This is a genomic window from Candidatus Nanopelagicales bacterium (genome assembly GCA_037045355.1).
GTDB lineage: Bacteria > Actinomycetota > Actinomycetes > S36-B12.
Genome location: JBAOHO010000018.1, coordinates 1 through 11,800 on the forward strand (window position 1 = coordinate 1; position 11,800 = coordinate 11,800).

At 65.8% G+C, this 11,800-nt stretch carries 12 protein-coding genes; 9 read left to right on the forward strand and 3 right to left on the reverse strand.

Going from position 1 to position 11,800, the window contains the following annotated elements; all coding sequences use genetic code 11:
- Positions 1 to 163 precede the first annotated feature (163 nt).
- On the reverse strand, positions 164 to 808 hold the full coding sequence (locus V9E98_10460; GenBank protein ID MEI2717401.1) for a TetR/AcrR family transcriptional regulator C-terminal domain-containing protein: 645 nt from the start codon (positions 806 to 808) through the stop codon (positions 164 to 166).
- 128 nt (positions 809 to 936) lie between these two features.
- Here V9E98_10460 and V9E98_10465 point away from each other — a divergent pair, with 128 nt between their 5' ends.
- The 6 genes from V9E98_10465 to V9E98_10490 all read left to right on the forward strand — a co-directional run bounded on the left by V9E98_10465 (position 937) and on the right by V9E98_10490 (position 7,468).
- Positions 937 to 1,986: an NAD(P)-dependent alcohol dehydrogenase gene (locus tag V9E98_10465; GenBank protein MEI2717402.1), complete on the forward strand. Its 1,050-nt coding sequence runs from the start codon at positions 937 to 939 to the stop codon at positions 1,984 to 1,986.
- Positions 1,983 to 2,552 carry a heme-binding protein gene (locus V9E98_10470; GenBank protein MEI2717403.1) on the forward strand — a complete coding sequence of 190 codons (570 nt, stop codon included), beginning with the start codon at positions 1,983 to 1,985 and terminating at the stop codon, positions 2,550 to 2,552. Before V9E98_10465 ends, V9E98_10470 begins: the two co-directional genes overlap by 4 nt.
- Positions 2,549 to 5,704 (forward strand): EAL domain-containing protein, encoded by a 3,156-nt coding sequence (locus tag V9E98_10475; protein ID MEI2717404.1) that lies wholly within the window; start codon positions 2,549 to 2,551, stop codon positions 5,702 to 5,704. The genes V9E98_10470 and V9E98_10475 overlap by 4 nt, the downstream gene beginning before the upstream one ends.
- Positions 5,705 to 5,775: 71 nt before the next feature.
- Positions 5,776 to 6,156 (forward strand): hypothetical protein, encoded by a 381-nt coding sequence (locus tag V9E98_10480; GenBank protein ID MEI2717405.1) that lies wholly within the window; start codon positions 5,776 to 5,778, stop codon positions 6,154 to 6,156.
- 81 nt (positions 6,157 to 6,237) lie between these two features.
- Positions 6,238 to 6,930 carry a molybdopterin-dependent oxidoreductase gene (locus V9E98_10485; protein ID MEI2717406.1) on the forward strand — a complete coding sequence of 231 codons (693 nt, stop codon included), beginning with the start codon at positions 6,238 to 6,240 and terminating at the stop codon, positions 6,928 to 6,930.
- Positions 6,914 to 7,468 carry a cytochrome b/b6 domain-containing protein gene (locus tag V9E98_10490; protein ID MEI2717407.1) on the forward strand — a complete coding sequence of 185 codons (555 nt, stop codon included), beginning with the start codon at positions 6,914 to 6,916 and terminating at the stop codon, positions 7,466 to 7,468. The genes V9E98_10485 and V9E98_10490 overlap by 17 nt, the downstream gene beginning before the upstream one ends.
- A 279-nt stretch (positions 7,469 to 7,747) precedes the next feature.
- Here the strand turns inward: V9E98_10490 and V9E98_10495 are convergent, their stop codons facing one another.
- Positions 7,748 to 8,839, reverse strand: a complete 1,092-nt coding sequence (locus tag V9E98_10495; protein ID MEI2717408.1) for an NAD/NADP octopine/nopaline dehydrogenase family protein — start codon at positions 8,837 to 8,839, stop codon at positions 7,748 to 7,750.
- Between the two features lie 322 nt (positions 8,840 to 9,161).
- Between V9E98_10495 and V9E98_10500 the strand changes: the two genes are divergently transcribed.
- The 3 genes from V9E98_10500 (at position 9,162) to V9E98_10510 (ending at position 11,105) form a co-directional block, all read left to right on the forward strand.
- Positions 9,162 to 9,758 (forward strand): enoyl-CoA hydratase-related protein, encoded by a 597-nt coding sequence (locus V9E98_10500; protein MEI2717409.1) that lies wholly within the window; start codon positions 9,162 to 9,164, stop codon positions 9,756 to 9,758.
- Positions 9,759 to 9,843: 85 nt separating this feature from the next.
- Positions 9,844 to 10,878: an SGNH/GDSL hydrolase family protein gene (locus V9E98_10505; protein MEI2717410.1), complete on the forward strand. Its 1,035-nt coding sequence runs from the start codon at positions 9,844 to 9,846 to the stop codon at positions 10,876 to 10,878.
- Positions 10,875 to 11,105: a DUF4287 domain-containing protein gene (locus V9E98_10510; protein ID MEI2717411.1), complete on the forward strand. Its 231-nt coding sequence runs from the start codon at positions 10,875 to 10,877 to the stop codon at positions 11,103 to 11,105. The genes V9E98_10505 and V9E98_10510 overlap by 4 nt, the downstream gene beginning before the upstream one ends.
- Before the next feature lie 74 nt (positions 11,106 to 11,179).
- Here V9E98_10510 and V9E98_10515 read toward each other — a convergent pair whose 3' ends face one another.
- A complete protein-coding gene (locus V9E98_10515) occupies positions 11,180 to 11,650 on the reverse strand; it encodes a Bax inhibitor-1/YccA family protein (GenBank protein ID MEI2717412.1) in 471 nt (156 codons plus the stop codon).
- Between the last annotated feature and the right edge of the window lie 150 nt (positions 11,651 to 11,800).

The following is an 11,800-nucleotide window of genomic DNA, read 5'->3' on the forward strand; positions in this document are numbered from 1 at the left end:
CACAAGCACCCACACGGCTACGACTGCCACGCCAACACGGGCTACGCGTTGCCCGCGTTGTAGGTCTCGTTCTCGTCGGCGCGATTCCTCATCGCCGCGATTCCTGACGGCATGGGCGATTCCGTATGGGTCACGGAGCACCGGACAAGGCTCCAGCGCGCACCTATCTGGATTGCTCGCTCTCGAGTGTTCTCTCCAGGCCATCCAGGACGAGACCCAAGCCGAAGTCGAACTCGTCGGCGAAGTCGTAGCCGGGCTGAAGGACGCGCTCGGTGGCGAACTCGGCGAAGTACGGGTAGGCGTCGGCGGGCAACTCCGCCATGATTCCTCGAGCCAGTTCCTGGGTCTCTTCGGCAGTGTCGAAGGGCAGTTGCACCTCCTGCAGGGCGAATCCGTAGACGTAGGCGTCCATCAATGCGGCGGCGTGCCCTGTGGCAGCCAGGGAGAACCCGGCTTCGCGCAAACACCGAAGAACGGCCTCGTGATGATGCAGCGTGGCCGGGCCCGGCTGGGTCCGCGACTCGAGCAACCCGATCGCCCAGGGATGCCGAGTCAGTGCAGCCCGCATCGAGCGGGCTCGGCGGTCCAGCGCGGTGCGCCAGTCGCTGACACTGGGTGCCTCAACTTCGCCGAAAACGACGTCCACCATGCCGTCGAGGATGTCCTCCTTGCCGGACACATGGTGATACAGAGACATCGCTTCGATGCCGAGGTCCGCCGCCAACCGGCGCATGGTGACTGCCCCGATTCCCTCGGTATCCGCAATCGCGACTGCCGCCGTCAAGACACGCTCGCGGGTCACCGGCATCCGCCGTCCAATTCGAGTGTTCTTTGCACGCGGCACGGGACCTGCCTTCGGTTCGACCTTGACTTACCTTACAACGTACGTCTATCTTTGGTGAGTCGAACTTACACCGTAAGGCCAGGAGGCCGGAGATGATGACCCGCGACGACCGCACTCCCGTTGAGCTCGCCCCAGCACTCCCCGAGAGAATGCGCGCGATCGTGCAGCGCCAGTACGGCTCGGCGGACCAACTGCGAATCGAGCAGGTCGACTCGCCACCGTTACCTGCTCAAGGGCAGGTCCTGGTCAAGGTTGCGGCTGCGGGACTTGACCGGGGTACCTGGCACCTCATGACGGGACAGCCCTATCTGGTTCGCCCGGCCGTGGGCCTGCGTCGGCCCCGCAACCCGGTGCCTGGTCGCGATGTGGCTGGGACCATCGTCGCAATCGGCCCGGGCGTCTCGAGATTCACGCTTGGCGATCGGGTCTTCGGGGTCGCTCCTGGATCGTTCGCCGAGTATGCGCTGGCCGATGAGAAGAAACTTGCCGCTGCGCCGAACTCGCTGACGAACACACAAGCAGCAACTCTCGGCATCTCGGGCCTGACCGCCCTGCAGGCACTTCACAACAGTGGCCGGCTCGCAGCCGGTCAGCGGGTCCTCATCCTCGGGGCATCGGGAGGAGTCGGCACGTACGCTGTGCAGATGGCCAAAGCGACCGGCGCCGAGGTGACGGGTGTGTGCAGCGGTCCCAAGATCGAACCAGTTCGCGCGCTCGGGGCCGATCACGTGATCGATTACCAGATCCACGATCCGATCGACGGCACCCAGCAGTACGACCTCATCGTCGACATCGGGGGCAATCGCGGCATTGCCCGGCTCCGGCGGGCGCTCACCCCCACCGGGACGCTCGCAGTCGTCGGCGGCGAGAACGCCGGGAAGTGGACCGGGGGGTTGGGCCGACAGTTGCGCGCCGCTGCCCGATCCCCCTTCCTGCGCCAACGTCTGGTCATGGTGGTCTCGGCCGAGCGGGGGTCCGATCTGGAGACGCTCGCCCACATGGCCGATGAGGGCCACCTTCGTCCTGTCTTGGACAGCGTCTTCCCACTCGAGCGGGCCGCTGACGCGATGCGCAGACTCGAGAGCGGCCAGGTGTGCGGCAAGGTCGCGATCGACGTCGAGGAGGACGCTTCAGCGGCATGACCGAACAACAGCAGTACGTGGTGCTGGATCGACAAGGCTCGGTGGAACTGCGCCGATATGAGGCCTGCACCGTGGCGGACGTTGTCGTGCGCGGATCGCAGGAGCAGGCCGGCAACGCCGCCTTCCGCCCATTGATCCGGTACATCTCAGGGCACAATGAGACCCGCCACAAGCTCGCCATGACCGCCCCGGTCGTTCAGGAACAAGCCGGCGAAAGGTTGGCGATGACCGCGCCGGTGATGCAGCAGTCGGCCGGACCCGACAGCTGGACGGTGTCGTTCGTGTTGCCCGGAGGTCGCGCACTGGAGGCCTACCCCATCCCTTCCGATCCTCAGGTCACACTGCGCCACGTGCCAGAACACACGGCCGCTGCCCTGCGGTGGTCGGGACGGTGGACCCAGGCCAACGTGGCGCGCCGCACCCAGGAGCTGAGACAGGCGATCACTTCCGCCGGGTGGGTCGCGCAGGGCTCACCGCGTTGGGCGCGTTTCGACCCGCCGTGGAAACCCCCATTCGCCCGGCGCAACGAGATAGTGATCAGCGTTTCCGACCCCGACGAGGGGTGACCCCGTCACCGCTCGCCGATGACATCGGAACCGGTCCACCCGATCCCGGCCCAGCCGCCAGGACACTCATCCAGGCCCAAGACGCTTTGACTCCCCGCCACACCGGCACCGTAGCCGAGGCAACCATGCTGATCGGCCGAGAAACCGACATACTGGCGGAGGAACTCCAGCGTGTCGCTGACGAGCGATGCCGACGACGGGTGGGGGACATGACTCGGGAACCGGACCCGACCGCCATACCGTCCTGGCATGACCTGCTGCTCATCTCCGATGAATCACAGGAGATCGTCTGCGAAACCGACACCGACGGGATCATTGCCTGGGTGTCTGGCGGGGTCAGCGACATCTTGGATCGAGATCCTGACGAGTTGACCGGGACCCTGTTGTTGGACCTGATCCACCGACAGGACCTGCACCGCGCAGAGGAAGCACTCGGTCGGGCGATCACCTCGCGCGAATCCCAGCGAGTCAAGGTCCGGCTCGCGTTGCCCTCGGGCCGACATCGACGCATGACCGCTCTCATGCGTCCCCTGCCCCCTCCGCATGAGCCCTCGGCGGGCGCTCTGGTCCTTCTGCGGCAAGATCGCTCGGGTGTCGCATTGCGGGCCTTGGCCACCTTGTCACAGGCGAATCGAGTCCTCGTTCGTGCGGAGGATGAGGACGAACTCCTGCAGAAGATGTGTCGCGCCATCGCCCACACGGGCCAGTACCCGCTGGTGTGGTTCGGGCGGAAGGTCTTGGACGCCGAGAAGAGCGTCCAAGTCGTGGCGGCGGCCGGCTCGAGTGTCGGCTACCTGGACACCATCAAGGTCTCGTGGGGCGACGACCCCCTCGGTCGCGGTCCTACCGGACGGGCCATCAAGTCGGGCACGACCCAAGTGCTCGAGATGTTCGACGACGACCCCCACTTCACGCCGTGGTTGAACACGGCAACCAAGCAGGGTTTCGCATGCTCGATCGCCATGCCGATCACGGTGTCCGGCACCGTTGAGGGTGCGCTCATGGTCTATGCCGATGAGATCGGAGCCTTCGATCCTCAGGCCCTGAATCTGCTGGAAGACCTCGCCGCCGATCTCGGCTATGGCATGACCCGCCTGCGGGAGGCATCCGCACTCGCATCGGCGGCGACACGAGTCGCCGACAGCGAGCGCCGCTACCGCTTGCTCGCCGAGAACTCCTCCGACGTCGTGCTGTTGGCTGATTCCGACCGGCGCTTCCAGTGGGTCTCCGCCTCCGCCTCTTCCCTGTTCGGCTGGAACCCTGAGGACCTGCTGGGACACCCGCCCGAGGACTTCATCCATCCCGACGACTTGCCCTCACTGATGGCCGGGTTGGACAAAGCCGACGTGGGGAAAGGACCCTTGCGCCTTCGCTATCGGTTCCGCTGCGCCGACGGGAACTACCTGTGGGTGTCCGCATCCAGCCGCAACGCCGTCGACCCTGAGGGCCACTCGATCGGCCGCGTCGTCGCCCTCCGCGATATCCACGACCAGGTCCAAGCGGAGTCGGAGTTGCTGTCGCGCGAGCAGCAGTACCTGTTGCTCGCCGAAAACGCGTCGGATGTGGTCTGGCAGGTGTCGCCCGAAGGGAAGATCATCTGGGCTTCCGAGTCGGTGACCCGCCAACTGGGGTGGACCCAGGACAGAATCCTCGGCCACGGAATGGACCTGATCCACCCCGAGGACCGGGACAGGGCGATCACCGGTCGTCACGATGTCATTCGGGGCCAAGTGGTCCAGGGCGAGTTCCGTATCGCCCGTGCGGATGGATCCTGGCAATGGATGGCCCTCAACGTTCGAGCAGCGCCAACCCCCCAGGGCATCTTCCGCATCATCGCGATGCGTAACGTCGAGGACGAAGTCGCGGCCCGCGCGGAACTGGCCCACGCAATCGGCCATGACGCGCTCACGGGACTCGCCACCCGGTCGAGCTTCCTCAATCGCGCGTCCACAGCATTGGGTCACCTGAGCCCCGGCGCAGTGAGTGGAGTGCTGTGCGCGGGCGTGGACAACCTACGAGCGGTCAACGACGCCGCAAACTATGCGGTCGGAGACATCGAACTGGAACGGGTCGCGAGTCGGATCACACGCGGTATCGGCGACCCCGACCGGGTGGGGCGAGGCTCCGGTGACGAGTTCCTCATCCTCATCCCCCAACTCACGGCGGCCAGCGACGCGGCCGACACCGCGCAACGGGTTGTCGAAAGTGTGCGCGGAGCCTTGACCATCGCGGGCCATACGCTCCATCCGTCGGTGAGTGTCGGTATCGCCACAGGCGGGCCCGGTTCTGATCCGGACCGATTGATCAGAGACGCTGCTCTGGCCATGCAGCAGGCGAAACGGGAAGGCAAGGACAGGTGGTCGTTCTTCGATCCCACCTTGGCCGCCGATGCCCAGGCGCGACTGAACATCGAGGCCGACATCAGGGTGGCGCTGCAATCCGGGGAGTTCGTCCCCTGGTTGCAGCCCATCGTGTCTTTGGCGACGGGAGAAATCACCGGCTACGAATCGCTGGTCCGATGGATCCGCGATGAGGCCAGTGTGGTCACCCCGGACAAGTTCCTCCCGATCGCGGAACGCACCGGACAGGTCGCGGACATCGATCAAGAGATCCTCACACGATCGGTCGAGTGGCTGACCCGCATTCCCGCGCAACGCAGTGTCGCCGTGAACGTCTCGCCGACGACCCTTGCTCGGTTGGGAACGGCGGAACTTGTTGGTCACCTTCTGGCTGAGTCCGGCGTCGATCCCCAGCGGCTCCACCTCGAGGTCACCGAGACGACTCTGCTCGAGATCTCGGACAACGTGCGCGACGAGATGCGGCGCATCGCCAACATGGGAGTTCGGTGGTACGTGGACGACTTCGGTACCGGCTACTCGTCCATCAGCCACCTGCGTGACCTGCCGATAGCGGGCCTGAAACTGGACAGATCCTTCACCTCGGGACTCGACGCGCAGGATCAGACCTGCCTGCAGCTGGCTGCGGCCTTGTCGGGTCTCGCTCACGGTCTCGCGCTCGACACGGTGGCTGAAGGTGTCGAGACGCCACAGCAGGCCGCGCTCCTCACCGAGCAGGGCTGGGTCCATGCCCAGGGCTGGCTGTACGCGGCGGCGGCCGCAGAGCCGTTGGAGTCGGTCGAGATTCCAGTCTGACTACGCACTTCGATCGGAAGCGACGGCACGGGAAACGCACCTCGTCGAACCTCGTATGACAGGCTCCGCCCATGAAGTCTCAAGTCATGATCGCCTGCTCCACCTTCGCCGGCTTCGCGCTGGCCGTCGTCGCCACCCCAGCCGTCGCCGCTCCGGCGGCCCCGACCCAGACGACCGACACGATCAAGGTGTGCGTCAAGAAGAAGTCGGGAGCGATGCGCTCTGTACAGTCCAAGAAGTCGTGCCACAAGGGCGAGCGCTTCCTCAAGTTGCAGGCCACATCCGGCACCACCTTACGCAACGTTCACGTCATCAACATCAACTGCAACATGTCCGCCGTCGCGGGATCGACGTCCGCGACAGCGGGCCAGCCACAGGTCCAGACGGTGACAGTTCCAGACGGAACGACGACGCTCGTGGTCACGTGCGGGGACAGCGCCACAGCGTCGTGACCGACGGCCTCCTGCGGAGGTATCAGCGGCGAACGCCGCCGCCGACATTGCGCGGAGCCGATCACCGTGATCTGATCTCCCATGGAATCTGGTGCGCCGGTCGGCCGCCGGGTGGTCCTCGGCCTGGTGGTCATGGGCGGCGCAGGTGTCCTTCTCGGTCGGCGTCTGTCGGACGCGACGACCGCCGCTGTGTCCACCGTGGCGCCCGAACTGCAGAAGGTGTTGCCGGCCACCGGTGGGTTCCGCATCTACACGGTCACCAATGGCTATCCGGAACGCAGCATTGCGGACTACCGGTTGACCATCGATAGCGGTTCCCGGCGAACGCAGTTGACCTACGCGGAAATTGCCGACCTACCCCAGACCGGGCTCACCAAGGACTTCCAGTGCGTGACCGGCTGGCGCGTCGACGACGCCGTTTGGAGTGGGGTGCTGCTGTCGGATCTCCTTTCCGCCACCGATGTCGACATCGGTTCCGGAGCCCTACAGTTCACGTCCTTTGATGGCGTCTACACCGAGTCCCTGACCAAGGACCAGGCGCTGCGTCCCGACGTACTGGTCGCCACGACGTTGTACGGCGAACCCCTCGACCGCGCCCACGGAGGGCCGGTGCGTCTGGTGGTTGCGCCCATGTACGGCTACAAGTCGCTGAAGTGGCTCGACGGGATCATCGTCACGGACGAGGTCGTACCCGGCTACTGGGAGGAGCGCGGCTACGACATCGACGCATGGGTGGGACGATCCAACGGGCGCACGGATGACCCCGTCACCTGAGCCGCGCCTCGCCCGATTCTCGCGCGCCGAACGGTGGACCCACCGAGCGATCGCGGTGTTGGTGGTCACACTCATCGTGAGTGCGGCCTGTTTGTACTTCCCCGATCTCAGTGCCCTGGTAGGCAACCGGGAACTGTTCAAGCGACTCCACATCATCGCCGGTTTCGTGCTTCCGGTCCCGATCCTGATCGCGCTGTGTATCGCCGCGTTCCGGGCGGATCTCACTCGGTTGAACCGGTTCACCCCCGATGACTGGCGTTGGTTCCGCAAGCAGCAGCGCCGCACCGGCGCCCTCAAGATCGGCAAGTTCAACGCGGGTCAGAAGTTGCACTCCCACGTGGAGGCGGGCGCCCTGATCGTGCTCTTCGGCACGGGAATGATCATGTATTTCTCCGGAGCTTCTCTGATGATCTGCGCACCGGTGCGACGTTCGTCCACGACTGGGTGGCACTGGGGGTGGCCCTGCTCGTCGCCGGCCACGTGTACAAGGCCTACTCCGATGCGGGTGCTCGCGAGGGGATGCGGACCGGATACGTGACGGTGGAATGGGCTCAACTCCACCATCCCTCCTGGGCCGACCAAGCACCCTCCTGGGCCGACCAAGCACCCTCCTGGGCCGACCAAGCACCCTCCCAGCCCCACCAGGCACCCTCCCCAGTCGACCCGGCACCCTCACAGCCCCACCAGGCACCCTCCCGAGTCAACCCGGCACCTTCCCAGCCCGCCCAGGCACCCCGTCGATCCGAGGAGAAGCACGCACGCACGGCAACGCCACCCCCCGAGCACCCAGGGTCCGACCCCGGCGGTTAACCCCGGGCTAACCGCGCTGCCCGGTCGTGACGTAGTCGAGCAGTTGACCACGGTTCAGATCGCCGATGCCACAGCGCTCCAGGGTGCGGCCCATCGCGACGAAGTCCCGGTCCAGCAGCGCCCCGACGAGAGTGATCACCGACCGCATCACCTTGGTGTCCACTCCGAGCTGGGTCCCGAGCTGCGAGTAGATCGTCAGACCGATCGGGACGTCCTCGGTGAGGTACCGGCTGTCGATCTCAGTCGGTCCTTTGATGCCGTTGAGTGCGGCGACCCCACGGATCACGGACCAGAACGTGTCCCCTGCCGGCCCGTATCCCATGACCGAGTAGGTGTCTCGCAGGCTCAGGACCGAGACTCCCAACGCGGCCCCGATGGCGACCCGCTCCGCATCGATCGCCTCTATCGCCTGGCACACATGGGGCGTCATGCCTTCTTCGTAGTAGTAGAAGTCACCGTGGCTGTATTCGATGCGGCTGGCCGACAACAGGACACCGAGACAATGCAGAGTCGGGTTCGGATTGCTCAGCCCGGCCTCAAGCACATTCGCCATCTCCTCGATGCCCGGATACAGGTCGCTCATGACCGGCCGGACCCGGTCAGCAGCTTGCGCCGGGAACACCCCGATCGACACTATCCGGCGCCGCCCGAAGACATGGACCGAGTCGGGGCCCACGATCCGCGTCGCATAGGGCAGGGCTGCGATTTCCGAGACAGTGATGTCCGCCGTCGAGCCGGACCGTCGCACCACCTCGACGAACTCCAACGATCCCAACGAGCCGGGCATGAGGACGACATTCATGCCGTCGCGCACCAGTGGGGTGAGCAACTCGGCATACGTGAGGTGATGAGTGGTGGGGACCACGATGAGCACCACCTCGGCGTCGGCGATGGCGGCTTCCAGGTCGGGCTCCACGCGCACCGGGGCAGTTCCGGCGAACACGCCATCGGCCGTGATCCGTCCGGAAGCCTCGATGGCAGCCAGCCCACCGATGAACTGAGGGACGTCGTACATGGTGACCTGATGTCCCGCGATTCCGAACTCCGCCGCCGCGGCCCGGGCGCCGTTGCCTCCGCCGAGGATGGTGACACGTCGCATCATGATTCCGCCGATCGGTGATTTCCCCCCACGGTAGGCCGCGACCAGCCTTGATCGCGCGCGGGCAGCGGGCGCCGGTTGGGTGGCAGTCAGGTGGCCGGTTGGCGGGGGGTCTGGCGGGATAGGGTCGAGATGTGAATTCCGACGAACTCGTACTGGACACGCACGGCGCGGCCGTGCAGCTGATCCTCGAACCGTGCCGACAAGGCGAATGCGCTGACGCAGCAGATGTGGGACGACCTGCCGGAACTGGTCGCACACGCCCAGTCGATCCCTGGCGCACGGGTCCTGGTTCTGCGATCGGCTACCGACAAGGTGTTCAGTGCCGGGCGCCGACATCGCGGAGTACCGCGAGAACGCCGGGAGCACAGACTGGGGACTGGCGAACCACACGCGAGTCACCCGAGCGACACAGGCGTTGGCGGACTGCACGTTGGCCACCGTCGCGCGGATCGCGGGACCCTGCGCCGGGGGTGCGGTGGGCCTCATCGCCGCCTGCGATCTTCGCTTCTCATCCGCCGATGCCTTGTTCGCCGTCCCTCCCACGCGCCTCGGACTGGTCTACCCGCAGCCAGACACCGCCCGGCTGGTCGACCTCATCGGACCCAGCGCCACCAAACGTCTCCTGCTGACCGCAGCTCGGATGGAAGCAACCTGGGCTCTGCGGGTGGGTCTGGTCGACGAACTCGTCCACCTCGAGGATCTGGATGCCGCCATCGACCAGTTGGTGCTGCAGATCGCCGGTGGAGCCCCGGTATCGGTTCGGGCGATGAAGCGGACCATCGCGTGGGCCGGGTCCGGAGTACGAGGCGAGAACGACGACACCCGGGCGCTCCTCGTCGAGGCACTTGAGCACCCCGATCACCTCGAGGGCACTGCGGCGTTCCTGGAGCGACGGACACCTTTGTTCGCAAGCTGAGCGATTTGTTCGCAAGCCGAGCGATTTGTTCGCAAGCCGAGCGATCACAGCATCATCTGTCGTCCCTTGCTGCCACCATCGGATCGTGGTCTCACCTGATCCCCGAACAGTTGCGCGCTTTGCTGCGTACAGCGGCGCCGGTCTGGTCGGTGTTGGTGCCGCTGCAGCCGGCCTGATCAACATGCAACGCCAGCAGGCCAAGCGGACCATCGGACCTCGTCGCACAGCTGCCCCCTACGACGACGGCAGGTACGGACGGTCCAAGGGCCCGTCGAAGCGTCTGGTGATGATCGGAGACTCGATCGCCGCGGGCCTCGGCGCCGACCACCCCACCCAGACGATCGGAGCCCAACTCGCGCGCCTCGTGTCGGACTACACTCGCCAGGCTGTCGTGCTGAGCAACGTCGCCATGGTGGGGGCCCGCACCCGCGACCTCGAGGCCCAGGTCACGCGCGCCCTGCAATACCGGCCCCACGTTGCGGTCATCATCATCGGTGCCAACGACGTCACCCACGCGGTGCCCAGGCGGGTATCGGTGGCTCGCCTCGAGGAGGCAGTCCGACGACTGCGCGATCACAACGTCCAGGTCGTCATGGGGACCGCCCCGGACTTCGGCGCGGTCCAACCCATTCGACCCCCCTTGCGCTGGATGCTGCGCGAGATGGCCCGCTCACTCGCAACAGCCCAGGCCGTGGCAGTGGTTCGCGCGGGCGCTCGCGCAGTGTCATTGGGCGATCTTCTCGGTCCCGAGTTCGCCCAGCGGCCCTACCAACTCTTCAGCACCGATCAGTTTCATCCCTCGACCGAGGGCTACGAGGCGGTCGCGCAGGTCCTGGCTCCCTCGGTCCTCGCAGCGCTGAGCCGGGGGGAACGTGGCGAGGTCCTGCCGGAACTGTTCGACGCATCTGTCGAAGCCCCGCTGCTCGAAGTGGCCGCCGCAGCCGCCGAGCAACCCGGTACCGAGGTGTCGGCGGCGCCTGCGGAACCAGGTCGCCTGGGGCGGCGACGCAGACGTATCCTGCGCATCGGAGTTCCCGGGGACCGGGCATCGGATCCAGCCGATCACGGGAGTACGGTGGACTCCAGCGAACAGGGGCCACGACACCGGGAGGAACGATGACCCTGCACCATTCCGAGGAGACGCACCGCCAGTTGGTGGAGCGGATCCCCGCCTCCACCGGCAAGCAGATGAGCGAGTGGTTCACTGTGCTGGAACATGGCCCAGCACTGTCCCGGTTCGACGAACGCGTCACCTGGTTGCGCTCCGAGTACGACCTCTCACACGGCCAGGCGACAGCCATCGTGCACGAGTACGACAAAGTGCGGGCAGCGCGCAAACTCACCTGACCCACAGGACACGAACGGCGGGGACGATCCGATCGGATCGTCCCCGCCGTTGTCAGGTCAGTCTCGGGCGAGCATCAGTCCCTGCTGAGCGCGACCAAGGCAAGAAGCCGCAGGATCTCGAGGTACAGCCAGATCAGCGTGACCAACAGCCCGAATGACATCCGCCACGACTCACGCTCGGGCAGCCCCATCTTGATGCCCTGTTCGATCGCGGCGAAGTCCAGGTTGAGGGTGAATGCCGCCAGCAGCACTCCGAAGGCACACAGCAACAGGCCGAGGGTCCCGACTCCGTAGAAACCCCAGCCTCCACCGACTCCGAACAGGGCCGCGACGAATGACGCCAGGGCGATGACGGCGTAGCTGATGAGCGCCACCATCATGACCTTCATGAAGGTCCCGTTGACCTTGATGATTCGGCCCGTGTAGAGGGCCAGCATCACACCGAAAGCCACCAGGGTGCCGATGATCGCCTGCGACACCAGGCCCGTGTACTGAGGGTTGCTCTGCTGGACGAGGGCGTCGTACCACCACGAGATTCCCCCCAGAAGATGCCCTCGACGAACGCGTGCAGGCGAGCGCCAGCGGCGGCTTGATGGACTTCATGAAGGTGTTGGCCAGACCCAGGCCCAGACCGATCAGCATGGCCACCCAGGTGACCCACGGCATTGTGGGAGCGAGCTGCCAACCGATCACCG